This is a genomic window from Rhodococcus sp. WY5 (assembly GCF_018588185.1).
Taxonomy (GTDB): Bacteria; Actinomycetota; Actinomycetes; order Mycobacteriales; family Mycobacteriaceae; genus Rhodococcus_F; species Rhodococcus_F qingshengii.
In genome coordinates this window covers 2,486,147-2,511,181 of record NZ_JAAMPR010000001.1, presented here as the reverse complement: position 1 = coordinate 2,511,181, position 25,035 = coordinate 2,486,147, and the positions used below count along the sequence as shown (strand labels likewise).

The window sequence follows — 25,035 nt, the reverse complement described above, 5'->3', positions numbered from 1 at the left end:
TTTTGTTGTGCACAACTTAACTGTGCGCTACAGTTGTTCTCGTGACCAACCCACTCGCTCTCGAACGCCAGGTCTGCTTCGCCCTCTATTCGGCGTCGCGGGCCACTACGGCCGCGTACCGGGCAATGCTCGACGACCTGGGAATCACGTATCCCCAGTACCTCGTCCTGTTGACACTCTGGGAACGAGACGGCCGGGGCGTGCGTGAGATCTGTGAGGCACTCGATCTCGATACCGGAACTCTGTCGCCGCTGCTCAAGAGGCTGGAGGGTCTGGGATTCATCGAGCGCCGACGCCTCACCACCGACGAGCGTCGCGTCGAGATTCACCTGACCGAGGCGGGTTCCACCCTGCGCAGCAAGGCCGAGGACATCCCGGCCAAACTCGCAGGTGCCACTGGTCTGAGCACCGACGAACTCACCGAACTTCGAGACGTTCTCACTCGTCTCGGCGAGTCGCTCCAAGCATCCAATGCCCACTCCGACGGAAAGAAGAAGTCATGAACATCGTCTACACCGCAGAAGCACTTGCCACCGGCGAAGGCCGCAACGGTCACGCTCGCACCTCGGACGGACGCCTCGATCTCGGCCTCGCCATTCCCAAGGAAATGGGTGGCAGCGGCGAAGGCACCAACCCCGAGCAGCTCTTTGCCGCCGGATACGCAGCATGCTTCCACTCCGCTCTGCAGATGGTCGCCCGTGCCGAGAAGGCCAACGTGGCTGATTCCGCAGTCGGCGCGCGGGTCGGCATCGGCCCCAACGGTGCAGGAGGCTTCGGACTCGCTGTGACGCTGGAGGTTTCACTCCCCCATCTACCCCATGATCAGGCCGTCGAGCTGACGGAGAAGGCACACCAGGTGTGCCCGTACTCCAATGCAACTCGCGGCAACATCGAGGTCACCCTCGAAGTAAGTAAGGACGACGAATGAGCACTACCACTGTCAGCCGGGAAATCCGTCTCGCTTCACGCCCGAACGGTTGGCCCACGTCGGAGAACTTCGCCACCGCCGAAGTAGAACTCCCCGAACTCGAAGACGGCCAGATCCTGGTCCGCAACATCGCCATCTCCGTCGACCCGTACATGCGCGGCCGAATGAACGACGTGAAGTCCTACCTTCCGCCGTTCCAGGTCGGTGCGCCGCTCGACGGTGGTGCCGTCGGCGAGGTCGTCGAATCCAAGTCGGCTGATCGCGCCGTGGGCGACGTTGTCGTCCACGGCCTCGGATGGCGTGAATACGCCATCCTCGACGGATCCGCAGTGACTCCGGCCGACACGTCCATCGCGCCGGCGACGGCCTACCTGGGTGCCCTCGGCATGACTGGCCTCACCGCGTATGCCGGCCTCACCGCGGTTGCGGAGTTCAAGGAAGGCGATACCGTATTCGTCTCCGGCGCAGCAGGTGCCGTCGGATCGCTCGTCGGTCAGATCGCCAAGTTGCTCGGAGCGAAGCGAGTAATCGGTAGCGCCGGTTCACCGGCGAAGGTTGCCCGACTTCTCGAACTCGGATTCGATGCGGCATTCGACTATCACGATGGCCCGATCACCGAACTACTCGCCGCTGCCGCCCCTGACGGCATCGACGTGTACTTCGACAACGTCGGTGGCGAGCATCTCGAAGCCGCAATCGATGCCATGAACCAGGGTGGCCGGATTGCCCTGTGCGGAGCCATCGCTCAGTACAACACCACCGAGAAGCCCACCGCTCCCCACAACCTGGCACTGGTGATCGGCAAGCAGCTCACACTGCGCGGATTCCTCGTGGGCGGCTACCGTCACCTCGGTGGCGAATTCCGCACCCACATGGCAGGGTGGCTCGCCGACAACAAGATTCAGTGGGACGAGACCATCGTCGAAGGCCTGGAGAATGCACCGCAAGCGTTCATCGACCTGATGCGCGGCGCGAACACCGGCAAGATGGTTGTCACGCTGTAACCCGAACAACATCTAGCTCGAACGGATATGAAAGTGGCCGCGAACTTCTCGAAGTTCGCGGCCACCTTCATATCTGAATCAAATCCCGAACGAGACTCCGGTCAACTTCTCCGACAGTGTCCACAAACCCGAGGCTGTCTTCGTATCGTGTGACTTCTTGTTCGACCCCACGACCTTCGGATACCCTCGCTGCTCGAACGGACCGTCCGGTCCGATGTAACTGCCGCCGAAGGCATCCGGCGCGGTTGCCGCCCACAGTTCGGGAAGGGCGCCCATCTCCGCGGACTGCGCGAAGATCGAATTGCCGATTCCCATCAGCTTGTCCTGGATCGACTCGGTGTGCCCCTGCAGGTTCGTCGACGCGTATCCCGGATGCGAAGCGAGCGCTTTGAGCGAAGATCCCGACGCCGCGAACCTGCGTTGAAGTTCGTACGTGAACAACAGATTGGCAAGCTTGGACTGCCCGTAGGCCAACCATCGGTTGTACTTCCGACGCTCGAAATTGAGATCGTCCAGATCGACAGTTCCGAGCTGATGCAGGGCACTGGACATCGTCACGACACGATCGGTGAGCTTGTCCTTCAGCAATCCGGTCAATGCGAAGTGTCCGAGATGGTTTGTGCCGATCTGCATTTCGAATCCGTCGACCGTCCGGCGGAACGGAACCGCCATCACGCCGGCGTTGTTCACCAGGACGTCGACCTTCTCCATTGCGTCGGCGAAGGCTCGTACCGACGACAGATCCGAGAGGTCCAATTTGCGGACAACCGCGTTGGGCCCGATCTCGGCGGCTACGGCGTCGGCCTTCGTGGTGTCACGACAGGCGAGGACGACGTCGGCCCCGGCTTTGCCCAGCGCTCGTGCGACTACCTCACCCAGTCCGCTGTTCGCCCCCGTGACGACAAATGTGCGGCCGGTCTGATCGACTACGTCTTCTGCGGTCCATTTGGTCATGCTTTCCAGCGTACGTGCCTTACTCGCCGGTAGGGAGGGGTCGCTTTCCGTCATCGCCTGCGCTTGGCGCGGATGGGCTTGGCGCCCGGCAGCGGCGGTGCAGCCACTCTGGGCGACGGGGGCGCGGTCATTCCGGGAGTCGGCGACGATTCGGCTTCCTTCTGCTCCGCAGCGATGCGTCCGTACACAAAATGCTGTTGTCCCAGCGTCCAACAGTTGTTACTCACGAAATACAGCAGGATCGCCACGGGCGCGAACGCACCGAAAGCGATCACCCCCACCGGAAACACCCACAATGCGAGCTTGTTCATGATCGCTGTTTGAGGGTTGACGGTTCCGGTGTCCACTTGGCGCGCGATGGATGCCCGCGATGTGAAATGTGTAGCGACGGCGGCAAATATCATCAGCGGTACCGCTACCAGAATGATGGAGATACGGCTGACGTCGCCGAATGCTTCCAGTTGTGCTGCCGGGCTCGAAATCATGGCGGACAACGGTGCGCCGAACAGTTTGGCGTCGAGAAAAGACTGCACATCCGAGGCACTGAAGAAGTAGTTGGCCGTGTTCGCGTTGTCCGCCACCGACAGCGGTTCGGTCGGGCTCAGAAACGGGACGTGCGATGCCGCTCCGGTCCGATTGAACGATCGCAGGACGTGATAGAGACCAATGAACACCGGTGCCTGAACCAGCATCGGCAGACAGCCGAGCAACGGACTGTAATTATGTTCTTTCTGCAGCTTGGCCATCTCTACAGTGAGTTTCTGCCGGTCACCCGAATACTTCTTCTGCAACGCCTTGATCTGAGGTTGCAGCTTCTGCATCACCAGTTGAGTGCGGACCTGCTTGACGAAGGGTTTGAACAGCAGGGCTTTGAGCGTGAAGACGAGAAATACGACCGACAACGCCCACACGACGCCGTTGTCGGGTGATCCGGAGACCAGTGAGAAGACCTTGTGCCAGAACCAGAGGATTCCGGACACGGGGTAGTAGACAAAATCGAGCATGACGAATGAACCTCACCGAAAGGCACGCTCAGAGAGATGAGAGCGCGGGAATGGTCGTGGACGCAAGACGTCTGACCGACCTACGACGAGTTCACACCCGCCGACTGCCGATCTACAGACCGATTCCCGGAGCTCGAGGTTGCGGACGACCGGGCGCGTCCGGGCTGCTCTGCCTGCGGAAAGCACCACGCAGGCAGCGTTCGTCATCAGACGGGCCAGTGGCCGAAACCGCGCACAGTTGCAGAAGTTCGTACTTCGAGGAGGTTGCGAGCGCAGCGACCACGAAGACGGCAATCGCAGTTCCCAGCACCGCGGCGCTACCCGAGGAACCAAGCGGAGGCACTGCGAGAAGAGCGATGAACGGCAGCAGAAGCAGCAACAGTGACCGTGTCACCGTTCCTGTGCTCCGCTGTTGCATGACTGCGAGAGTACAGAACGTCTGCCGAATCCAGCCAGACGCTTGCCTCACGTACTTGTTCGCGCAGCCATTTGTGCGCAGGATCGTGGTCCATCCGACCGTGCCACTGTTGAGCGTTCGGCGCTCCCGCTGCGAATCGCCTGACCGGAGCCGGGGGACGCCGGCCGCCGTGCCCTCCTTGATTCGGATCACGAAAGTCCGTCGAAGTTCTCGCGATCGATCAACAGGCCTTGCACCCACAATGCCGCTCGAAACAGGTATGCACCCCGTCCAACTGACCGGTGCGAACACGTCGAGGCGCAACCAGGCTGAGTGTCGCAAGCCGAAGCCCGATCACACCCAGCTGGACACCTGCTTCGGGACGCATCGACGCAAAGGCAACACGCGAAATGTCGCACCACCGATTCACCGACCCCCGCACGAAGAAGCATGCACTCGGAACGGCGCTTGTCGTCGGCGTTCTTTCCCTGACAACCCTTGCCGTGAGTATCGACACCGCGAACGCTCAGGCCCCCGTGCTTCGGGACTGGAACATCGCCGCAGTTTCCGTCGACACGAATCCGGCGAAGGTGTCAGCTTTCGCTTCCTCGGATACAGGCCGCGTATTGGCAGCCGCAGAGTCCAAGATCGGCGCTCCGTACGTCTGGGGCGCGACCGGGCCGGACTCGTTCGACTGCTCCGGTCTCGTTCAATGGGCCTATGCACAAGCGGGCGTTTCGATTCCGCGAACCAGCTACGACCAGGCGGTTGGCGGCACTCCAGTTTCCCGGGACGATCTACAGCCGGGTGACGTGGTCCTGTACTACGGCGGGGAGCATGTGGGGATCTACGCCGGAGGCGGTGAGATCGTTCACGCCCCGACGTCCGGGGAGTCGGTCGAACGCGCACCCGTGGACTCGATGCCGTACTACCTCGCCCGACGTTACTGACATGAATCCCGCAAGCTCGATGAAACAGCGTGTATCGCGGCGATATTCGAATCGCTCGTCGCGAGCCGAACGATTGACACTCCCCCATTGCGCGGAATGTGATGTCATCCTCTCGCCCGCGAGCGCGGTCTGCGCCAGGTGCCGTGGGGCGCGGTTGGACGTGACGCGGTGTTGCGGAGACGGCACTGTCGTGTCCTGGCGAACGGTTCACGGCGACCCCTCGACCGTTCTCGCCATCGTGGAATTGGACGAGGGGCCGTGGCTGTACACTTTCCTCACCGAATCCCCTCGCGCGGATGCGCCTGGACCGCTACGAGTGTCGTTTCAGGGGCGTGAAGAAGGTAAGCGCTACCCGGTGTTCTGCTTGTGCGGCGACGACCGTGGTGAACTGCTATCGGACGTCAACTCCGGCCTGCTGAGCCATTGACCTCACGCGAGTCACGCTCCTGCGCGGTCGAGACGTACCACGCTGCGATCTGCGCCCTGGAACTGAATCCCAGTTTTGTCAGTACGTGTTCCACGTGTCCCTGAGCGGTGCGCAGCGAGATTACCAAGTGCTCCGCAATCGCGCGATTGGTCAACCCTTGGGCAACCAGTTCCGCAACTTGCTGCTCACGAGGAGTGAGGTGAGGCCCTTCAGCCGACGACGCAGTCGTGACACTGGAGCGCTTGTCGAGCGCATATGCGACAGCTTCACCCTCGGACATCGCAAACCCGCTGCGAAACGACTTGTCGAAAGCATCGTCACCCATGGCTTTGCGAGCAGTCTCTGCAGCAGTGTCGTGATGAGCTGACAAACCCGGCAGGCCCGCCAGCCGTCCCCCGACCTTCTGCCAATACATGGCTGCCGCGCCGAGCAGAACCGCTGCATGCTTCCAATCACGTTGCGCTGCAGCAATCCACGCCAACGGCTCGATACACCACGCCGAGTTCATCGGGGCATCGAGAATTCTCAAACTTCGAGTCAAATAGTCACTTGCGGCCTCCAATTCACCTCGGAGCCAGCTCACGAGCCCGAGAGTTCCCAGCGCAAATGCCTGGAACATCATCTCGTCGGCGGGCACGGTGATCGCGAGAATCTCTTCGTTGCACTCCACAGAGCGATCAAGAGCGCCGGACAGGAAGTACGCGACTCCCAAGGTGTCCAGGCCGATCACAACATGCAGCAGATTCTTGTCGAGTCGAAACAGCGTCAACGCGGATTCCAGCTTGGCCGTAGCGGTATCGAAGTTACCTCTGAAGGTATCGACGTATCCGTCTCCCCACGTCGCCAAGCCGCGCGAGCGCACATCCGCCAAGTCGTTTGCCAGGCGCCAACTCTCGTCGACCAACTCTTCTGCCCGTTCGAGTTCCCCCTGCATCGCGTGATTCACGGCGTCGATGGCCAAGACATCCACTCGGAACGGATCCAGTTCTCGATCCTCTGCATTCAAGGCTCGATCCGTCCAATAACGCGCCTGCACAAGTAATCCACCTGCAAGCCAGAATCTGTACAACGCACCGACCATTCGCGTTGCAGATCGCGCCTCTCCGGCAGTGGAAATCGAGTACTCCAACGCATCGTTGACGTTGCGCTGTTCACGACCGAGCCTTGCGATCCAGGCAGCTTGCCGGCCACTGATCCACTCGGCTTCCGCATGAACGACCAGTGCCTCGAACCAATCACGATGGCTTCGACGCAAAGCGGAATACTCACCGGCGGACTCCAACTTTTCATGTCCGTACTCCCGGAGTAGGTCGAGGAGGTGGTACCGAACATCCCCGTCGGTTTCCTCACGAATCAGGATGGACTTCTCGACCAACGCGGTGACGAGATCGAGCACTTCGGTCGAATTCATGTCCTGCCCACACACGCCCTCAGCGGCGTCGAGGTCGAACCCACCCGAGAACACCGACAACCGCCCCCACAACTGCTGTTCGGTTGGCGAGCAGAGGTCGTAACTCCAATCGATCGACAATCGCAGCGTCTGTTGACGACTCGGAACGTCGCGTCCACCCGTTGTAAGAAGTCGGTATCGATCCGAGAGCCTGTTCATGATCTGCTCAGCAGACATACCACGCAGGCGAGCTGCCGCCAGTTCGATCGGAAGTGGGAGTCCATCCAAGTCGTGACAGATATGCGCAACGGCGCGCTTGTTCTCCTCGGTGAGGGTGAAACCAGGTACGACGGAAGCCGCACGCTCGGTGAACAACGACACCGATTCGTACTGGGCAATTCCCTCGAATTCGGGCGGCTGTTGCTGCGGTGTGGTGAGTGAGGGAACGCGCATCGTCACCTCACCGCCCAGGCCCAGCGATTCGCGGCTCGTCGCCAGGATCTTGACGCCGGCACATCGCCGTAGGATCGCGCCTACGAACACAGCGACGGCATCGACCAGATGTTCACAGTTGTCGAGCACCAACAGCAGACTCCGATCGGCGCAGTAGTCGATCAATGCCTGCAGCGGGTCCGCCGACGAGACCGACCGGACACCAAGGGTCACGGCGACATGATCTTCGAGGAGATCCGAATCTGTCTGCTCCCCCAGTTCCACCAACCAGGCACCATCTCGAAACACCCGTTGCAACGCGCCCGCAAGTCGGATCGCGAGCCGTGTCTTGCCCACGCCACCGATCCCGGTGAGTGTCAACAAACGGGACGTCTCGAACAATCTCCTGGCGTCGGCCAACTCACGCCGACGACCGACGAAACTCGTCAGCTCCAAGGGCAGGTTGCCGACAACTCGCTGGTCGGCTTCTGAGCGCACAGCGGATGCCATCGACCGACTCGCTTTCTGCCATACCACTACACAACAACGCTACCCCCACGATCGGCCTCCCGAGCAGCACTCACGCGAGCATGTGATCGGAGCCCACTTGTTCTCCCCCGAGTGCGAGATGCACGACGGCCACACCGGTGTCACGCAGACGAAACAACGTATTCCTACTCTGGCAGACAGACGAAGGGAGAGCGACATGCCGCCGCGCCGTAGATCGGTACTGCTGACGCAACTGGTAATCGATGCTCCCGGAAGTCCACAACAAACGATCCTCGACGAACTGCGGCGAGTGATTCTGTCGGGTTCGGCGCCTCCGGGTACCCCGATTCCTCTCGGCGACGTGGCTGATGTGTTCGGTGTCAGTCGAATACCTGTGCGGGAATCACTGAAAACACTGGTCGGAGAGTCCTTGGTCGACCATCGACATCAATTCGGCTACACCGTTGCTCAGCTGACGCCGGCAGAACTGCGAGAGATGTACATCGTCCGCGAAACTCTCGAATCAGCTGCATTGGCCGTCGCCGTCGAGCAGGCAACCGAAGAGGATCACGAACACGCCGTCGAGGTGAACTCCCGTTTGGAGATCGCATTGCGCTACGACGACTCTCAGTCCTATCACTGCGAGAGCCGAAACTTTCATCTCGCACTGACCCGACCGTCTCAGATGCTTCGACTTCTGCACATGTTCGAAGCTGCCTGGAACATCACCGAACCAGTACAGCCGATGGTCCATGTTGCCGGCGTCGATCGCCGGGTTCTGCACTCGGATCACACCGCGATGCTGGACGCATTCCTGCGTCGGGACGCATCCGCACTTCTGAGCGCTTCCGAAATCCATCATCGCCGACTCGATACCGTGATCGCGACTCTACCGACAGACACCGGTCTATTGGCCGAAAAAGATATACCGATCGCGCAATAGTCGTGCAACACAGCATCGATACCTTTCTCTCAACACAGTTTTCATCACTGACGCTGAGAGCTCGTGGCACCGTCCGCTGATTTCCTGCACTGATGCACAGGAGCTGTCATGACCGACATTCTTCCGTCCCGAACGACCACTACCCCCACTGCGCCAAAGGAAAGCGGATCGGGTGACCTTGTCGAAGCCGCGGGTCACCCTGTCGGAAGCGGCCTGATCAAGCCGGGCTACGACCCTCGTTTGACCAACGAGGACTTGGCGCCGCTTCGCAGGCAGACCTGGTCGTCGTACAACATCTTCGCCTTCTGGATGTCCGACGTACACAGCGTCGGCGGATATGTCACTGCCGGTAGTCTTTTCGCACTGGGATTGGCCAGCTGGCAAGTACTCGTCGCCCTGCTGGTCGGTATCACGATCGTCTACTTCTTCTGCAATCTCGTCGCCAAGCCCAGCCAAGTTACCGGCGTGCCGTATCCGGTGATCTGCCGCAGCGTGTTCGGCGTCCTCGGCGCGAACATCCCGGCAATCATTCGTGGCCTGATTGCCGTGGCTTGGTATGGAATTCAAACCTTCCTCGCTTCAGCAGCCCTCGATGTCGTACTGATCAAACTCTTTCCGTCACTCGCGCCCTATGCCGTCGTCGAAGACTACGGATTCGCCGGACTCTCCGCACTGGGCTGGGGAAGTTTCATGCTCCTGTGGGTACTTCAGGCCTGTGTCTTCTGGCGAGGCATGGAATCGATCCGCCGCTTCATCGACTTCTGCGGGCCGGCTGTGTATGTCGTGATGTTCATGCTGTGCGGCTACCTGATCTACAAGGCAGGCTGGAGCGCCATCGATCTCACGCTCGGCGACGTCAAGTACTCGGGTTTCGACGCCGTGCCGGTCATGCTCGGTGCGATCGCTCTGGTTGTCTCGTACTTCTCCGGACCGATGCTCAACTTCGGCGACTTCTCCCGCTACGGAAAGTCGTTCGCTGCCGTCAAGAAGGGCAACTTCCTCGGTTTGCCGTTGAACTTCCTCGTATTCTCGGTGTTGGTCGTCGTCACTGCATCGTTGACGCTGCCGGTGTACGGCGAACTGATCACCGATCCCGTTGCGACCGTTGCACGAATCGACAGCACCTTCGCCATCGTTCTCGGAGCACTCACCTTCACCATCGCCACGATCGGCATCAACATCGTGGCCAACTTCATTTCCCCGGCCTTCGACTTCTCCAACGTGAGTCCGCAGAAGATCAGCTGGCGCGCCGGCGGAATGATCGCAGCGATCGGCTCGATCCTCATCACGCCGTGGAACTTGTACAACAATCCGGACGTTATTCACTACACACTCGAAACCCTCGGAGCCTTCATCGGTCCGCTGTTCGGAATTCTGATTGCCGACTACTACCTCGTGCGCAAGCAGAAGGTCATCGTCGACGAACTGTTCAGCATGTCGCCGACCGGAACCTACTGGTACAGCAAGGGATACAACCCTGCTGCAGTGATCGCCACCGTGGTGGGAGCCGTCGTCGCGATGGTCCCGGTCCTGGGCAAGGACCTCACCGGGATGTACACCGCAGCGCAGTACAGCTGGTTCATCGGTTGTGGGCTCGGATTCACCGTCTATTACCTACTCGCCGCGCGCTCTTCCTCAGCTGTCCGGAATGCTTCCTCTCCCGACACTGTGACGGTCGACTGATCGTCATGAGAATCAAGGTGATCAACCCCAACACCACGTGGGCGATGACCGCCAAGATCGAGGAATGTGCCCGGACCGTCGCAGGCTCGGGCACATTCGTCGAGGCTGTCAGCCCTGCCATGGGTCCCGCGTCGATCGAAAGCCACTACGACGAAGCTCTCAGCGTCCCCGGAATCCTGACCGAGATCGCCGCCGGAGAAAAGAACGAAGTCGACGGCTACGTCATCGCTTGCTTCGGTGACCCAGGTCTTGATGCAGCCCGAGAGTTGGCCAAGGGCCCCGTCGTAGCTGTTGCCGAAGCGGCCATGAACTACGCAAGTTTCCTGGGTCGCGGATTCAGCATCGTGACCACTCTCGGTCGAACCCGCGGCCGCGCAGCCGATCTGGTGGACCGGTACGGCATGCAGGCTCGGTGCCGGGGTATCCACTCCTGCGAGATTCCGGTTCTGGAACTCGATCGTGATCCCGACGCGCGAAAGGTGATCTTGGAAGCCTGTTTCGACGCATTGGAGCAAGACGACTCGGACGTCCTCGTGCTGGGTTGCGCCGGCATGGCGGACCTGTGCCAGGACTTGTCCGACGAACTGGGTGTCCCGGTAGTCGACGGCGTTGCCGCTGGGGTCACGATGGTTCAGTCGTTGGTCACCCTCGGGCTGTCGACCAGTTCGCGCGGCGAGTTCGCACGCCCACTTCCCAAGAATTACACCGGTACACTGACACCGTTCTCGCTGTGAGCGTGCCTGAGCGAGAGTCGAACACCTGTCACCAGCAGCGCCAGGATCGCGAACAATACTCCAGCCCAGACTAATTGGCGGGTTTCGAAATGCGCGAGAAACAGTCCACCGACCGCAGTGCCGAGCGTGATCCCCAGGTTGGAGAACGAGATGAAAAGGCTGTTGCCGAATTCAGGCGCGTCGACTGCGTCTCGCCCCATCCAGCTCTGCGAAACCACCAGTCCACCGGAATGCACTACACCCCAAACCAACACGGCTACAACCATCGCGCCGAAGTACGGGCCCGCCAGATAGAGCATCACGTAGACGACGATGTACAGCAAGGGAAAAGCCACAACCGTGCGCACCACCCCCTTGGCGAGCAGAGCCCCGAAGACGAAGTTGCCGAAGATCATCACGACACCGAAAGCCAAGAGCATCGCGCTGATCCACGATCCGCTCATGCCGGTCACCTCGCCGAGGTATTCGGCAAAGTATCCGTACACCGAGAACATGGCTGCGAAGACGAAGGTGACGGAAAGAATGGTCAACCACACGCGCGGCCGGCGAAGTATCCCGACCTGTGCACCGTACGACAGGCGTTGTGTCACAGGAGCCGAGGGCAGAAGTACGACAATCCCGAAAAACGCGAGAACGTTGACCACGGCGCCGAACACGAATGCTGTCGACACCGAAAAGTTCTCGGCCAAATAGGACGTCAAGGGCACGCCGAACGCGAATCCGACTGTGACGCCTGCAAATACCTTGGTCACCGCGGCGGTCGCCTGTTCCGGCGATACCAGACGAACCGCACTTGCAAGCGCGACAGCGAAGAAGACCGGATGAACCACGGCGGGGATGATCCGAAATGCAAACATCACCTCGAAACTCGATGTGGTCGCATACACCACATTGGAGACCGCAAAGACTGCAATCGCCACCAACAGAACGGTTCTCCTGTTGATTCCCGAGGTGATCAGCGTTGTGAACGGACCGGTCACCGCCACGACGAGTGCAAACACACCGACCAACCATCCGGCAGTCGACGCGGTGATACCGAACTTTTCGCTGATCTGAGGCAGAACCCCGATAATGCCCATCTCCGTAGTGATGATTCCGAATACACCCAACGCCAGAACCGGTATCAACAATTTCGACTTCACGACACACTCCTCACTACTACGTCACACAAGGCAGTTACATATCTAGATATGTAGATATATTTGGTTGAACAAACCGGCCGACGAGGGCAATTCGGCCGCTACAGCTTTTCGCGAACGAATTCCCTGAACTCGCCGATCACGGATTCGTTTCGTCGGTAATACGTCCACTTCCCGATGCGCTCGGACTCGAGCAGACCCACATCTTTCATGCCCTGCAGGTACCCCGAGATCACCGACTGGGCAAGTCCCGATCGCCCCTGGATGTCACCCACACAGACTCCGATGTGAAACCCGAGATCCTGCTGCGTATACGAGTCCTCGTCGAAATACTTCGCCGGGTGCGCGAGCCACTCCATGATCTGCAGGCGAGTCGGGTTGGACAGCGCCTTGAAGATCGCCAAAGCATCCATGGACCACACCCCTCTGCACGACAACCGGAACGCATCTACTTTTATGGATATGTTTGGCCAAGTCAAGCCCGATCCGGACCGAAAGCCGTCTGCATCACATCGAAGCATTCGAAGTGAGCTGCGACACTTACGTTTCGACGACCTGCGGAAATCTCAACGCCGACTTTCTATCTGTGACGACTTGTTTATAGTTATCGCCAACAACGAATTGCCGGAAGTTTTCGGTTCACCTCAGAACGTCCGTGGGTGAACACAATTCGCTCAACACCAGCCGTACCCGGCTTGTCATTCGGGAGTCGAACCATGAACACACCGCATCAGTTCAGGGTCGTCACCTCATGGTGATGTCGAAGCTCGCCAAATGGCAGCTGGTCGCCCTCGTCGTGGTTGCACTCCTGGGCTTGATCTATGTCGGAGCGAAATACGTACGGCTGGACAATCTTCTGGGATTCGGCCAATACACGGTCAAAACCGAACTGGCGACGTCCGGTGGCATCTTCACCAACGCCGAAGTGACCTATCGCGGTGTACCCGTCGGACGCGTCGGTGACATGTCGCTCACGTCCGACGGAATCGAAGTCGACCTGTTGATCGACAGCAGTGCTCCGCAGATTCCCGCATCCGCGCGAGCCGTGGTGGCCAATCGCTCAGCCATCGGCGAGCAGTACGTCGACCTTCAGCCCGATACCGACCAGGGCCCGTTCCTCGAAGACGGCTCGGTGATCGCCGTGGGCGACACAACCACGCCGATCCCCATCGAGAACGTCTTGACCAGCGCCAACGGTCTGGTGCACTCCGTTCCGGTCGACGCACTCCACACCGTCGCGAAAGAACTCGGCGCGGCATTCAACGGCAAGGGCGAAGATCTGCAGGTACTTGCCGACTCGCTGTCAGGGATCTCCCAGTCGGGCCTCGACACCCTTCCCCAGACCCTCGGACTGATCCGCGACAGCCAGACGGTACTCACGACCCAGTCCGATCAATCGTCGGCGATCAAGCAGTTCAGCACCGACCTCGACGCACTGACGGCGCAATTGCGCACCAGCGACCCCGACATCCGACGCGTGATCGACAACGGCATACCGGCCAGCGAACAAGTCGGCTCTCTCGTCACCGAAGCCGGCCCCGCGCTCACGACCAACCTCTCCAACCTCTCCGCCGTTGCAGCGGCAGCCGCACCGACACTGCCCTCGCTGCAGCCCTTCCTGCTCTTCCTGCCTGCGCTCGCCGGGGCGGCGCCCACCGTTGCACCGGGAGACGGCACAGTACATCTGGGCTTGGTACTTGAGACCAACAACCCGCTCTCGTGCACCGTCGGTTACGAAGGGACCATGGCGATCCTCGACGAGATGAAGCGCAAGGACCCGAACTTCGACGACACGACGCAGAACTTCCCGTTGAACACTGCCGCCAACTGCCAGGCACCTCAGGGCAGCGAAACGGGAGTTCGTAGCGCCAACCGCATCGCGTTCGCCGACCCGAACACCTCGCAACCGTGGGACGGCAAGCCCAAGGTGGACCCGGACAAGCTCAACCTGAACCCGATTGCCACTCAACTCGCACCGATGCTCGGCGCCACCCCGAAGTAGCCGTAAACAACTGGCACCGTCGACCCTCCGCGACGATGATGATGTGATGTCGGAAGGAACGCCTGAAGGCGAGTCACAGAGCATGTCACGAGGTTTCGACGAACTTGTCGCCGAAGCGGAATCCGCCTCCGTCGACGGGTGGGATTTCTCGTGGCTCGACGGACGCGCCACGGAGCAGCGTCCGTCGTGGGGGTACCAGAGGCTGATGGGTGAACGTCTCGGCCGCGCCGGCGCCGCATTGGACATCCAGACCGGCGGCGGCGAAGTCCTCGCCGCTGCACCGTCACTCCCGCCGGTGATGGCAGCAACCGAATCCTGGCCACCGAACATCGCCAAGGCCACCGCCTTTCTGCGTCCCCGAGGTGTGGTGGTGGTCGCGGATCAGGACGAGCCGCCGCTACCGTTCGCCGATTCGGCTTTCGACCTGGTGACCAGCCGACACCCAGCGACGGTGTGGTGGACCGAAATCGCGCGGGTACTCGAACCGGGAGGAACGTACTTCGCTCAACATGTGGGTCACGCCAGCGTGTTCGAACTGGTCGAGTACTTTCTCGGTCCTCAGCCGCAGGCTCGTCGCGGACGGCACCACGAGGACGAAACTGCCGACGCGATTGCGGCCGGGCTCACCGTCGTCGACCTTCGTTTCGAGCGTCTGCGCATGGAATTCTTCGACATCGGCGCCGTTGTCTACTTCTTACGCAAGGTGATCTGGATGGTTCCGGGATTCACCGTCGCGCAGTATCGGGACCGGCTCCGCGAACTCGATCAGCAGATCCGTCGCGATGGATCCTTTGTCGCGCACTCGAGTCGATTCCTGATCGAGGCACGCAAGAGCTGAGCGCACCGCGACGGGCCGCACATCCCGAACGTGATCGATGCTGCTAGTCGGACTCGTCGGCGTCGCTCCGCGAGCCGATCGCAGCGGCAAGATAGTCGCCGAGTTCACGCTGAAGGTTCGCGTCGAGTGCCCGGGCCAGTGCCGAATGTACCGACGCCACACCGAGTTCACGCATCGTCTGGAGCATCTCGGCTGTTCCGGCAACCTCGTCGCCCTCCGGGAGCCAACCGACCCCGTGCTGATCGACGATGCGATCCTTCGCCGCCTGAATCAGGTCTTTGGCGATCCCGTCCACAGCGTTGTGAAGCTTTTCGTGCACATCGACCAGTTGATCGAGAGTGAAACCGTAGTCGAGGAGACTCGAAAATCCGCTGAGCAAAGCAGGATCGGTGAAAACGCAGTTCTCTCCTTCGATCTGTACCAGTCCGAGATCTACGAGACGATCCAGTTGACCATCTGCATCTCCCCCGAGAAACTCGCGTACGACGGCCATCTCGATACTCACGGTGTCGCTGCGGGACCATGGTTCGGTGACCGCGTGCTGCAGACCCAGCACCTCTGTCAGGTCTTTCCCGCTTTCCCACCCGGTGATGAAGTCGTCGATATGCGCAGTGGTGAAACCTCGTTGAAGAAGCGTGTCGATCAGCTTGAGGCGTTCGAGGTGCGCGTCGCCGTAGATGCCTACCCGCCCACGCTTCTCCGGCGGAGGAAGCAATCCCCGTTCCTGATATGCCCGTACATTCCGCGAGGTGGTGCCCGCAGCGCGCGCTAGATCGTCGATGCGGTACTCGGTCACCGCCTCGTCTCCTCTGCCGCGTCGGTCGTCACGATTCCAACTTAGTGGCAACACCAGGCCGATCAGAACCCGGGATCAGGTCTGCGCAGTGTCTTTCTCGCGCACCGTGCTCGTGTAGTCCCGAAGATCCACCGATTTCAATTGGTTCACGTACTGGGTCGCGAAACCGGGAAACATAGTGGCATTGAATCCTTCGTCGGTGAGATACCAACTCGAACATCCCGAGTTCCACGTGGTCTTCGACAGCCGACGCTGCAACTCGACGTTGTACGCATCTTCGACATCTTGACGAACATCGAGTGCCTTGAGGTCGCGCTCGAGAACGATCTTGATCGCTTGGGCGAGATAGTCGAGTTGCGCTTCCATGTACACAAGGGCGGAGCTGTGCCCCGGACCCGAGTTGGGTCCGAAGGTGAAATACAGGTTGGGATAACCGGATACCGCAATGCTCTTGTACGCACGCGCCCCGGATTTCCACTCCTGAGCGAGCACACGTCCGTCCCGGCCGATGATCGGGACCGGTGTTCCGGTCTTGCAAACGTCGAAGCCGGTGGCGAAGACGATGCAGTCGAATTGATGCTCGATCCCTTCGACCGTGCGAATGCCATGTGGCGCCAATCTCGCGATCGGCCAGGTCACGAGTGTGCAATTGTCTTGCTGGAGAGCCGGGTAATACTCGCTGGTCATCAGCAACCGCTTGCACCCTGCCCGAAAGTCGGGAGTGAGTTGTCGCCGCAACCACGGGTCCTTCACCTGCATGCGCAGATGAAGACGCCCGACTGTTTCCACCACCCTCGTCAACGGGGATTCCCACACCACCCCGAGAGCTACCGATTCGTGTCCCCAGTACCAAGCCCGACGCGCCAGAGTCTGGACGACCGGATGACGACGGTACAGATCCTTCGTGCGAGATCGGGTGCGTAGGTTTGCTCGCGGCAATGCCCATCCCGGTGTTCGTTGGAAAACCTTCACTGATCGTGCAGTTTTCACGAGTTCAGGGACGATCTGGACGCCACTTGCCCCGGTTCCGATCACTGCGACCCGCTTGTCGGTGAAGTCGTAGTCATGGTCCCAGCGAGCACTGTGAATCTTGTGTCCTTCGTAGCTCTCCAAACCCGGAACAGCGGGAAAGCTGACGTTCGCCAGCGGACCGGACGCCATGACGACGGTCCGGGCAATGACCGCTTCACGGCCCTCGAGCGCGATCGCCCAGACACCTGTCTGCTCGTCCCATTCGACGCCCGTGACGTTGCACCGAAACCGAATCTTCGGCTCGAGGCCGAACTCTTTCACCATCGTTCGGATGTAGCCGAGGATCTCCGCGCTGGCCGAGTAGGTGTGCGACCAGTCCGGGTTCGGGGCGAAACTGTACGAGTACAGACGGGACGGAATGTCGCACGCAGCTCCCGGATACGTGTTGTCGCGCCACGTCCCGCCGACCTCCGTGCCGCGTTCGAGAACGACGAAGTCCTCGATACCGTTCTGCTTCAACCGAATCGCCGCTCCGATTCCTGCGAAACCTCCACCGATGATCGCCACTGACAGTGGCTCGGCAGTACTCATGCGAGTGGCTCGTACGTAAGTTCTTTGGCCCAGGTCGGCTCGGAATTGAGCCTGCTGCCGGAAAGTCGGCCAGTGACCTTGACCATCCGATCGGCAAGCAGATGGTAGGGATGGTTGCGATTGATGACCATGTTGCCGTGCCACTTCACCACCCGATACATCGGGACGCGGAGCGCGGCCGGACTCCGTTCGCCTACGTTCCTGAATCGCTTCATCGCGGTGTAGAGCCGTTCCTCGTTCACTCCCATGTCGACGATGTTGTCGCGCATCTTGTTCAGCAGCGGGATGTAGCGAAGTGTCCCGATGATCAACGCCGGATTCATCCAGGCGCCGACGGTTTCGACAACGAGCTTGCGCGTCGTCGAGTGCCCGAGCATCTCGATCACCGCAAAATCGACCGCCAGATGCCTGGACTCGTCTGCATTGATCTTCTTGAACACAGCCTGACAGACCGGATCCTCGATCTCGTCCATGATGAACTTGACCAGGGCTCCGTCGAGCGCCACCTCGAGCATCGGTATGACGGTCCCGAGAATCGAGAGCGACAAACCGTCGGAATGCTTGTCCAGCCAGTCGATGACGAGCTTGACGTTGATGTTGGGCTCGGGCATCTCGTCGCCGTCCAGCATTCCCCAACGACGCATCAGCGCGAGTTCGGCGTTGGCGTGCTTCTGTTCCTCGGCGTGGAAATGCCGATAGATGTCTCGGAGAGTTTCAGTCGGCGCCTTGAGAGCCATCGCAGCGAAGCCACGGGCACCGACGTTCTCGATCCACATCAGGTCCGACATGAACGGTTTCAGCTTCGCATGAAGCTCTGGACTGATCGTCTCGGCGCCCGGAGCATCCCAGTCGATGTCCACCAGAGCCCATTGGCGGTCCTTGATCTTGTGCAGCATGCCGTCGAAATCGAAGGACATGTCACGCTCCTTTCGTGCTCGGCGAGTTCGTCTCCGGCGCCGCCGAAGTTCCAGATGATCCCGACTTCTGTTTCGGTGCAAAGCGATTGAGAACTCCACAGCCCCACGTGTATGCAACGGGTAGATACCGTTTGAGTCGCCAGATCACCTTCGCATCGAACTGCGGCACCACGTAGAGTCGACCCTTGTCGTAGGCGTCGAGAGTGGTGACGGCGATGCGCTCCGGCGAAAAGCCGGTTCGCCGCATCAACGCTTGCGCCAATTGTGTTGCTTCCGCGGTGATTCGGCCGTCGAGAGCAACATTTGTCTTGACGAAGGTCGGACACAGCACCGTCACCCGCACTCCCGTACCGGCAAGTTCAGCGGACAAGGTCTCCGAGAGCGACATCACGGCGGCTTTACCGACGTTGTAGGGCGCCATCAGCGGCGCAGCCGCAACCCCAGCAGCCGAGGCCACGTTGATGAATCCCCCGGCGCCGCTCGCACGCAGTTGTGGAGCAAATATCTCACAGCCGTGCACGACACCCCACAGATTGATCCCGAGTGCCCACTCCCAATCGTCGAAACCGATCTGGCCCACCGGTTTTCCACCGATACCCACCCCGGCATTGTTGATCACCAACGAAAGCGGACCCGCAAGTTCGAGTTCCGCGAACAACGCCAGGTCCTGAACCTGCTCACGAATTGACACATCGCATTTGACGGCGTGCGCGGTACCACCGATCTCATCGATGAGTGCCACTGTTTCCTTGGCCCGTTCCAGCGAGATATCCGCGCAGATCACCTCACCGCCTCTGCGCGCCAACTCCAACGAAAAGGCACGGCCGATTCCGCTGCCGGCGCCGGTCACCACTGCGCGGGCATTGTGGGACACCTTCGATCCGCGGTTCTTGGTCGGTTTCTTGGTCGGCACCGGTCGGCTCACCTTGAAGACGCTTCGACTGCTGTGTGTTTCTCCATCTCCAAAGAGTCATCCACAACCGTGCCAGTTGTCAATGGCCTAGAATTCGATGGCGGAATACGCGGCAGTCGAACCAGTACCCGGACTGCTCGAATGAAGTCTTTTGTCGACCGACCGTGATCTAAACGGGGTGCGCGGTCTTCCAGTGCTCGGCGATGTCGATGCGCCGCGCGATCCAGACCTTCTCGTGTGACTGCACGTGGTCCAGAAATCGCTCGAGAGCGGCCGCACGGGCAGGGCGGCCGACTATGCGGCAGTGCAACCCGATCGAGAGCATCTTGGGCGATCCGGCCGTCCCCTCCGCATACAGCACGTCGAAGGCATCGCGTAGGTGCGCAAAGAACTGATCACCGCTGGGAAATCCTGCGGGAGAGGCGAAACGCATGTCGTTGGTGTCAAGGGTGTACGGGACGACCAGGTGCTTCACCGATTCTGCGCCACGCGGAACGTCGACCCAGTACGGCAGATCGTCGGCGTATGAATCGGAGTCGTAGACGAAGCCGCCGTGCTCGACCACCAATTCGCGGGTGTTCGGTGAATCGCGCCCGGTGTACCAACCGAGGGGCGCCGAACCCGTCAGATCTCGCAGAATCTGCACGGCCTCGGCCATGTCTGCGCGTTCGCGCTCGATGTCCACGGATTGGTAAGACTTCCAACGTAATCCGTGGCACGCGATCTCGTGGCCCAACTCCTGAAAAGCACTGACTGCTTCGGGGTTCCGCTGCATCGCCCGCGCCACCGCAAAGACGGTGAGAGGCAGGTTTCGCCGCTCGAAGGTTCGCAGTACACGCCACAACCCGGCCCGTGAGCCGTACTCGTACAGCGATTCCATGCTCATGTGTCGATTCGGAAATGCCTCTGCCGGAGTCATTTCCGACAGAAATGTTTCCGAAGCCGCGTCCCCGTCCAGGACGTTGTTCTCGGCTCCCTCTTCGTAGTTGAGCACGAACTGAACCGCTATCCGCGCGTCGCCGGGCCAGTGCGGATGCGGCGGATGAGGGCCGTACCCCACCATGTCCCGGGGATAGTCGTCGCGCGGATAGTCGCTCATGCCAACAACTTTACCGTCAGCGCCCGGAGATCACAGCGCGAGCAGCGTCGGTGAGTACGCCGAAGACTCTCAGCCGCGCCAGGCCACCGTCCGGGAAGATGTCCAGACGAACATCGGTGACCGGGACTTCGGAATCGATCGGAAAGCGATGGCGCGTATCCGGACGCAGCGTCGTGCGCGGCAACAGTTCGATCCACTCCCCCTCCGACGTCCGCCCGGTCAGAGCACCCTCACCTGGACTGTTTCCGAGGAAGTACGAGGTGTCGATCTCGACGAAACTCAGTACGCCTTCACCTGCGAGTCGTACTTGCACCCAGTCGTTTCCGTTGTCGCGGCGCCTGGCGGTCTCCCACCCGTCACCCATCGAAGCAGCGCGTCCGGGAAACAGGATGTTCTGCGGTGAGCTGTAGAACATGTTGGAGCAATCGGTCACGCGGCCACCGTTTTCGAGTGCTGCGAGGTCCAACGGCCCGGCATCGAGGAAACGCGGGTCCGGCCGCGCTTCGCCGTGAACACGGAATCTTGCCACGCCGCCGTCCGGGTAAATGGTCAGCTTGACGTGCGTCCACCGCTCCTCCGACGCCACCGAGAACGGATTCTCCGAGTCACCGTGCACGGTCGAGCGCTCGACGATGGTTGTCCACTCGCCGGATCCGGCCAGGTCGGCGGGATCCGGATACCCGTCGACCGAGATTGCTTCCACCGAGATCTCGGGCGGGTAATTGCCCTTGAACCACGCGGTGTCGACCACGACGCCTCGCACCACTCCGGGAACACCGAGTCGAACGATCGCCTCGTCATGGCCTGCCACCCGGCGGCGACGCGTCTCCCAACCGTCGTACACCTGCCCCTTGTGACCGAACGTCGCCGGCTGGTACCCGGCCTTGCCTGGGCGGATCAGGGCCTCACGCTCGGCAAACGCCTCGTCGTTCGCCCAGATGACGGCTCCGCCGAGGGTGCGCAGTGCCAGATCGGGCAGCAAGGTGAATTCGGTGGTGCTCATCGGTCAGTGTTCTCCTGTGATCGGTGTGGTGCGTCCTACGAGGTGACGGAGTGCGTTGGTGTCGGCGCTCGGGGCGAGTCGGAGAACTTCGGATTCCGGATAAGCCCCCGCGTCGAGCCCGCGCAGTACCACCGCTGCGAGCGCCTGGGCAGTTGCAGGTTCGTCCATCACGTCGCCACCTTGGCGCCCCAGGTACGACTGGATGCGCGGGGCAGCGGCGCCGAGCGCGTTGCGATAGAAGCCGAACGTGGCGAGCCAGCGGGTGACCAGATGCCCGGGGTGCATGTCCCACCCCTGGTAGTAACCGCGTTCCAGGGACCGCGTGACGAGGCGATGGTGCCGAGTGATCGCGTCGCGGATCGCCGTGGCGCTCCCGACGGGCGCGACCTGAGTCGACCCGTCGCACACCCAGACGCCGGTCTGCGCGGCAGCAGCCAACATGACAGCCTTTGCGTGGTCTGCCACCGGATGTTCGAGCGACTGATGACGCGATGCAATTCCGCAAGCTGCACTGTAATCGTAAGTACCGTAATGCAAACCGGTCAGACGACCGGCACCACGATGGATGGCCTGAGCAACTGCCACCGTTCCGTCGGCCGCGATGACCGCCTGCGGGCTCTCGATCTGCAACTCGAACCGAAGCGAACCGAGCTCGAGTCCGTGCGCCTTCTCCAGCTCTTCGCAGAGCAACACCGTCGCCGTGACCTGCTCCACCGCGCGCAGTTTGGGAACGGTGAAGACAAATCCGTCCGGCACTCCACCGGCCGCGTCGAGCACAAGCTCGAGCGTCCTGATCGAGCGCCGACGCTCACCGGCCGGCAACCCCTTGAACCTGATGCCACTCCAGTTCGGCCCGGCAGGATCAGCGCTGAGCGCGGCAAGCGTCTGTCCGGCCGACGTCGCTGCATCGTCTTCTTCTTCGTCGCTGCGGCGTCCGTACCCGTCCTCGAAATCGATCCGAAAGTCTTGGACCGGCTTGCGGCCGAGTTGAACTCGCACATCAGCGAGCGCATTCTCCGTGTCGAGATCGGCGAACACATGAGCATGGGAATCGAGAAGCGCGATCGCCTGCTCACCCCAGAGTCGAGGGGTGTCGACGGTTGCATCCGCGGCACTGACGTAAATCGTGTGCACGGGTTGGATCTCGTCACGGTTTCCCGGGTACTGCGCCGCGAGCCGCTCGTCCACCGGATCCAGAAGTCCGTCCAGACGATCGTGGACGGCGGCGGAGAGTCGGGATTCTGTCATCGGACGATCTTCTCAGAACGTCCGCGAGCCCGCAGGTTCTCACGCCGCCGATCCAATCCGAGTCAGCGGCCCCCGACGAACGGAACGTTGACGAAGCTCGGCCGGTCTGCAGCCAACTCGATGTGCTGCGGTTTGAGTTGGCTGTCGGCGAGCATCGGGCCGAGCGCCAGGTATCGCGGCACGCTGGCAGCGTAGACGTCGACGCGGAGCCGGTGCCCCGGTTGCAGCACTGCGTCCGTCGGGAGCATGTTGATGTCGACGGTGGTGACCTCACCGGGAACCACCGGCTGACGCGTGTCGATCGTCAGATAGTGGTGCGGTTCACTGTAGTCACCGTTGGCCGAGCGAGTGCTCTTCGAATCGTCGACTGCCCGCAGCGACGCAGTCAGAGCGCCGTTCGTGATCGGTGTCGATGTTCCGTCCGGTGCTACGTCGTTGACCGTCGCTGCCCAGAATCCGTCCGTCGCGTCCAGGACGGTCTCGAGGTGGACGTTGATCGGGCCCGAGAGTGAGGTCGGCTCCGTCACTGCCTCACCGGTGAACGTCAGGCCCTCCGCTTCCTGGAATCGGGAATCCTTGGAACACGTCGCACCGAGCACCACGGAGATCCCGGCAGTTCCCTGAGTTCCGTCACCGGAGCAGAAGCCTCGCAGTCCTGGTGCGACTGTCAATCGCGCTGCGGCACTGGGCGGGTCATTCGTCAGCGAACCGTCGTACGCTGCGTGGGCGGCAGTACCGCTGGGCGCAGAGTTCAGATACATACGTTCGTAGCTCGCACCGGCTCGCGGGAACTGATCGTCCGTGATCCATCCGCCGCCTTGCTGGAACATCGTCACCGGACCGTAACGATCGATTCCGTTGTCGATGCCCTTGAGCCACTTGTCGAACCACGCACGTTCGAGCACGTCGAGGCGCGGCGGCGCACCGTCCTTGCCGAATCCTCCACCGGGAGTGACGTGATAGCCGTTCCCCATGATCAACTGCTTCTGCCCGGGCGGCAGATCGATTCCGTTGTAGATCCGCGGCTCACTGTTGGCGAAGATGTCGTGCCAACCGCCGTAAACCATCGTCGGAACGGCGATGTTGCCGACGTCAGCGGCTCGGTCCTGATAGAACTGCCCGTCTTGCGCGACTTGCAGAGTCGACGGTGACACGTCCTCGATTCTCTGAGCCGTCATCGCTTGCACCAGTTCGGGAATCAGCGTTCCCGGATCCTCGAGGCGGCTCGCCAACCACAGGGGATCGAAGTTTCCTTGCAGGATGTCCTGAACGTTCGGGATGAGTTTGAGCCCGTTGACCGCGGTCAACCACAACGGCATGAACCCGACTCCGAGGCCGCCACCGGTTCCGACGATGTCGCGCAGCAGATCGTTGCCAGGTTCGACCGGGAAGATCGCCTTCAGTGCAGGTGGATTGTTGCTCGCCGCCTGCACCGAGTTGATCGCGGAGTACGAGATGCCCGCCATCCCTACTTTCCCGTCGGACCACCCCTGCTTGCTCATCCAGTCGATGACCTCGACCGAATCCTGTTGCTCGCGCTTACCGAGCACGTCCCAATTACCTTGGGAGAAGCCGGTTCCACGAGCGTCGACCACTACCTGCGTGTATCCGTTCTGGACCAGATCACGGTTGACGCCGAGAACCCTGGCGCCTCCGCCGGCGATGACGCCCGTCAACTCCGACACGCCGTCGAACGGCGCCGCGAGGTCGAGCGAGTTCGCAACGTCCATCAGCGTCTCACCGACCTGCGGGATCGACAGAGCTGAATCCACCAGTGTGTCCAGCAGTTTCGTGTACGGCGTGATGTTGAGGACCGAAGACGTCTTCGATTCCACGGCCCGCCCGGATGCATCCGCCGGTCGGTACACATTCGCTTGCAGAACCGTGCCGTCACTCATCGTGATGGGCACGTCCCACTCGATGGAGACCCCCGGATACTGCGGCGTCGCCTCCGTTGCCGCGAGCCAGGCCTGCCCGTCCGACCCTCCCGTCGGATCCGCAGAAGCGACGGCGCTCGGCACCGTCAATCCCACGACGCACAGCCCCACCGCAATCGTTGTCGACCTTCGACGTAGAAGTCGTGTCCTCACGAAAACCCCAATTTTCTGTTGTGATGACCCAGCCCTGCCCCCACGACAGTGACCGGTGTCACGAACTTACCGGATAGTAACTTCCGTCCCAT

General features: G+C 61.0%; 24 protein-coding genes. 10 read left to right on the top strand and 14 right to left on the bottom strand.

Annotation, left to right across the window (positions count from 1 at the left end; translation table 11 throughout):
- Positions 1-41 precede the first annotated feature (41 nt).
- The 3 genes from G4D79_RS11770 to G4D79_RS11760 are packed head-to-tail and all read left to right on the top strand — an operon-like array spanning position 42 to position 1,932.
- Positions 42-503, top strand: coding sequence for a MarR family winged helix-turn-helix transcriptional regulator (locus G4D79_RS11770; protein ID WP_042451335.1), 462 nt, complete (start codon positions 42-44; stop codon positions 501-503).
- Positions 500-928, top strand: coding sequence for an organic hydroperoxide resistance protein (locus G4D79_RS11765; protein WP_003939720.1), 429 nt, complete (start codon positions 500-502; stop codon positions 926-928). Before G4D79_RS11770 ends, G4D79_RS11765 begins: the two co-directional genes overlap by 4 nt.
- Positions 925-1,932: an NADP-dependent oxidoreductase gene (locus G4D79_RS11760; protein WP_019745038.1), complete on the top strand. Its 1,008-nt coding sequence runs from the start codon at positions 925-927 to the stop codon at positions 1,930-1,932. The genes G4D79_RS11765 and G4D79_RS11760 overlap by 4 nt, the downstream gene beginning before the upstream one ends.
- A 78-nt stretch (positions 1,933-2,010) precedes the next feature.
- On the opposite strand, the gene G4D79_RS11755 is transcribed toward G4D79_RS11760, so the two are convergent.
- The 3 genes from G4D79_RS11755 to G4D79_RS11745 form a co-directional block, all read right to left on the bottom strand.
- Complete coding sequence (locus G4D79_RS11755) at positions 2,011-2,886, bottom strand: oxidoreductase (protein WP_099697805.1); 876 nt, start codon at positions 2,884-2,886, stop codon at positions 2,011-2,013.
- A 50-nt stretch (positions 2,887-2,936) separates the two neighbouring features.
- Positions 2,937-3,890 (bottom strand): membrane protein insertase YidC, encoded by a 954-nt coding sequence (gene yidC, locus G4D79_RS11750; protein WP_099697806.1) that lies wholly within the window; start codon positions 3,888-3,890, stop codon positions 2,937-2,939.
- A gap of 112 nt (positions 3,891-4,002) precedes the next feature.
- Positions 4,003-4,284, bottom strand: a complete 282-nt coding sequence (locus G4D79_RS11745; protein WP_003939922.1) for a DUF6412 domain-containing protein — start codon at positions 4,282-4,284, stop codon at positions 4,003-4,005.
- Positions 4,285-4,697: 413 nt separating this feature from the next.
- On the opposite strand from G4D79_RS11745, the gene G4D79_RS11740 reads away from it, so the two are divergent.
- Both G4D79_RS11740 and G4D79_RS11735 read left to right on the top strand, forming a co-directional pair.
- Positions 4,698-5,237 carry a C40 family peptidase gene (locus tag G4D79_RS11740; protein ID WP_099697807.1) on the top strand — a complete coding sequence of 180 codons (540 nt, stop codon included), beginning with the start codon at positions 4,698-4,700 and terminating at the stop codon, positions 5,235-5,237.
- A 190-nt stretch (positions 5,238-5,427) separates the two neighbouring features.
- The gene (locus tag G4D79_RS11735) at positions 5,428-5,664 is read left to right on the top strand and encodes a hypothetical protein (protein ID WP_007733940.1); all 237 of its coding nucleotides are present in this window, start codon (positions 5,428-5,430) and stop codon (positions 5,662-5,664) included.
- On the opposite strand, the gene G4D79_RS11730 is transcribed toward G4D79_RS11735, so the two are convergent.
- On the bottom strand, positions 5,639-7,996 hold the full coding sequence (locus G4D79_RS11730; protein WP_007733939.1) for a LuxR C-terminal-related transcriptional regulator: 2,358 nt from the start codon (positions 7,994-7,996) through the stop codon (positions 5,639-5,641). The genes G4D79_RS11735 and G4D79_RS11730 overlap by 26 nt on opposite strands.
- Positions 7,997-8,192: 196 nt before the next feature.
- On the opposite strand from G4D79_RS11730, the gene G4D79_RS11725 reads away from it, so the two are divergent.
- From G4D79_RS11725 to G4D79_RS11715, 3 genes are all read left to right on the top strand, one after another.
- Positions 8,193-8,918, top strand: coding sequence for a GntR family transcriptional regulator (locus G4D79_RS11725; protein ID WP_064114424.1), 726 nt, complete (start codon positions 8,193-8,195; stop codon positions 8,916-8,918).
- A 108-nt stretch (positions 8,919-9,026) separates the two neighbouring features.
- Positions 9,027-10,601, top strand: coding sequence for an NCS1 family nucleobase:cation symporter-1 (locus G4D79_RS11720; protein WP_099697808.1), 1,575 nt, complete (start codon positions 9,027-9,029; stop codon positions 10,599-10,601).
- A gap of 5 nt (positions 10,602-10,606) precedes the next feature.
- On the top strand, positions 10,607-11,335 hold the full coding sequence (locus G4D79_RS11715; RefSeq protein WP_007733934.1) for an aspartate/glutamate racemase family protein: 729 nt from the start codon (positions 10,607-10,609) through the stop codon (positions 11,333-11,335).
- Here G4D79_RS11715 and G4D79_RS11710 read toward each other — a convergent pair.
- Both G4D79_RS11710 and G4D79_RS11705 read right to left on the bottom strand, forming a co-directional pair.
- A complete protein-coding gene (locus G4D79_RS11710; protein ID WP_042451348.1) occupies positions 11,302-12,477 on the bottom strand; it encodes an MFS transporter in 1,176 nt (391 codons plus the stop codon). The genes G4D79_RS11715 and G4D79_RS11710 overlap by 34 nt on opposite strands.
- A 98-nt stretch (positions 12,478-12,575) precedes the next feature.
- Positions 12,576-12,887 carry a helix-turn-helix transcriptional regulator gene (locus G4D79_RS11705; protein WP_007733929.1) on the bottom strand — a complete coding sequence of 104 codons (312 nt, stop codon included), beginning with the start codon at positions 12,885-12,887 and terminating at the stop codon, positions 12,576-12,578.
- Between the two features lie 338 nt (positions 12,888-13,225).
- On the opposite strand from G4D79_RS11705, the gene G4D79_RS11700 reads away from it, so the two are divergent.
- Positions 13,226-14,476 (top strand): MCE family protein, encoded by a 1,251-nt coding sequence (locus G4D79_RS11700; protein ID WP_202425829.1) that lies wholly within the window; start codon positions 13,226-13,228, stop codon positions 14,474-14,476.
- 82 nt (positions 14,477-14,558) lie between these two features.
- Positions 14,559-15,314, top strand: coding sequence for a class I SAM-dependent methyltransferase (locus tag G4D79_RS11695; RefSeq protein WP_042922354.1), 756 nt, complete (start codon positions 14,559-14,561; stop codon positions 15,312-15,314).
- 43 nt (positions 15,315-15,357) lie between these two features.
- Here the strand turns inward: G4D79_RS11695 and G4D79_RS11690 are convergent, their stop codons facing one another.
- The 8 genes from G4D79_RS11690 to G4D79_RS11655 form a co-directional block, all read right to left on the bottom strand.
- Positions 15,358-16,110 (bottom strand): MerR family transcriptional regulator, encoded by a 753-nt coding sequence (locus tag G4D79_RS11690; RefSeq protein ID WP_030535276.1) that lies wholly within the window; start codon positions 16,108-16,110, stop codon positions 15,358-15,360.
- A gap of 75 nt (positions 16,111-16,185) precedes the next feature.
- On the bottom strand, positions 16,186-17,673 hold the full coding sequence (locus G4D79_RS11685) for an NAD(P)/FAD-dependent oxidoreductase (RefSeq protein WP_007733920.1): 1,488 nt from the start codon (positions 17,671-17,673) through the stop codon (positions 16,186-16,188).
- Positions 17,670-18,590 (bottom strand): hypothetical protein, encoded by a 921-nt coding sequence (locus G4D79_RS11680; protein ID WP_003939862.1) that lies wholly within the window; start codon positions 18,588-18,590, stop codon positions 17,670-17,672. Before G4D79_RS11680 ends, G4D79_RS11685 begins: the two co-directional genes overlap by 4 nt.
- 1 nt (position 18,591) lies before the next feature.
- Entirely contained in the window at positions 18,592-19,503 is a 912-nt protein-coding gene (locus G4D79_RS11675) for an SDR family NAD(P)-dependent oxidoreductase (RefSeq protein WP_099697809.1), read from the bottom strand.
- Between the two features lie 169 nt (positions 19,504-19,672).
- Positions 19,673-20,602: an allantoinase PuuE gene (gene puuE / locus G4D79_RS11670; RefSeq protein WP_003940421.1), complete on the bottom strand. Its 930-nt coding sequence runs from the start codon at positions 20,600-20,602 to the stop codon at positions 19,673-19,675.
- 16 nt (positions 20,603-20,618) lie between these two features.
- The gene (alc, locus tag G4D79_RS11665; protein ID WP_099697810.1) at positions 20,619-21,605 is read right to left on the bottom strand and encodes an allantoicase; all 987 of its coding nucleotides are present in this window, start codon (positions 21,603-21,605) and stop codon (positions 20,619-20,621) included.
- A 3-nt stretch (positions 21,606-21,608) separates the two neighbouring features.
- Positions 21,609-22,853, bottom strand: a complete 1,245-nt coding sequence (locus G4D79_RS11660) for an aldolase/citrate lyase family protein (protein ID WP_007733914.1) — start codon at positions 22,851-22,853, stop codon at positions 21,609-21,611.
- Positions 22,854-22,915: 62 nt separating this feature from the next.
- Positions 22,916-24,943: a CocE/NonD family hydrolase gene (locus tag G4D79_RS11655; RefSeq protein WP_099697811.1), complete on the bottom strand. Its 2,028-nt coding sequence runs from the start codon at positions 24,941-24,943 to the stop codon at positions 22,916-22,918.
- Positions 24,944-25,035: the final 92 nt, after the last annotated feature.

Bases quoted from the DNA above. Each gene is read 5' to 3' on its own strand.
- G4D79_RS11765 (WP_003939720.1), top strand. From the start codon at position 500: ATGAACATCGTCTACACCGCAGAAGCACTTGCCACCGGCGAAGGCCGC.
- G4D79_RS11760 (WP_019745038.1), top strand. From the start codon at position 925: ATGAGCACTACCACTGTCAGCCGGGAAATCCGTCTCGCTTCACGCCCG.
- G4D79_RS11755 (WP_099697805.1), bottom strand. From the start codon at position 2,886: ATGACCAAATGGACCGCAGAAGACGTAGTCGATCAGACCGGCCGCACA.
- yidC (WP_099697806.1), bottom strand. From the start codon at position 3,890: ATGCTCGATTTTGTCTACTACCCCGTGTCCGGAATCCTCTGGTTCTGG.
- G4D79_RS11740 (WP_099697807.1), top strand. From the start codon at position 4,698: ATGTCGCACCACCGATTCACCGACCCCCGCACGAAGAAGCATGCACTC.
- G4D79_RS11730 (WP_007733939.1), bottom strand. From the start codon at position 7,996: ATGGCATCCGCTGTGCGCTCAGAAGCCGACCAGCGAGTTGTCGGCAAC.
- G4D79_RS11725 (WP_064114424.1), top strand. From the start codon at position 8,193: ATGCCGCCGCGCCGTAGATCGGTACTGCTGACGCAACTGGTAATCGAT.
- G4D79_RS11720 (WP_099697808.1), top strand. From the start codon at position 9,027: ATGACCGACATTCTTCCGTCCCGAACGACCACTACCCCCACTGCGCCA.
- G4D79_RS11715 (WP_007733934.1), top strand. From the start codon at position 10,607: ATGAGAATCAAGGTGATCAACCCCAACACCACGTGGGCGATGACCGCC.
- G4D79_RS11705 (WP_007733929.1), bottom strand. From the start codon at position 12,887: ATGGATGCTTTGGCGATCTTCAAGGCGCTGTCCAACCCGACTCGCCTG.
- G4D79_RS11700 (WP_202425829.1), top strand. From the start codon at position 13,226: ATGGTGATGTCGAAGCTCGCCAAATGGCAGCTGGTCGCCCTCGTCGTG.
- G4D79_RS11695 (WP_042922354.1), top strand. From the start codon at position 14,559: ATGTCACGAGGTTTCGACGAACTTGTCGCCGAAGCGGAATCCGCCTCC.
- G4D79_RS11685 (WP_007733920.1), bottom strand. From the start codon at position 17,673: ATGAGTACTGCCGAGCCACTGTCAGTGGCGATCATCGGTGGAGGTTTC.
- G4D79_RS11680 (WP_003939862.1), bottom strand. From the start codon at position 18,590: ATGTCCTTCGATTTCGACGGCATGCTGCACAAGATCAAGGACCGCCAA.
- puuE (WP_003940421.1), bottom strand. From the start codon at position 20,602: ATGAGCGACTATCCGCGCGACGACTATCCCCGGGACATGGTGGGGTAC.
- alc (WP_099697810.1), bottom strand. From the start codon at position 21,605: ATGAGCACCACCGAATTCACCTTGCTGCCCGATCTGGCACTGCGCACC.
- G4D79_RS11660 (WP_007733914.1), bottom strand. From the start codon at position 22,853: ATGACAGAATCCCGACTCTCCGCCGCCGTCCACGATCGTCTGGACGGA.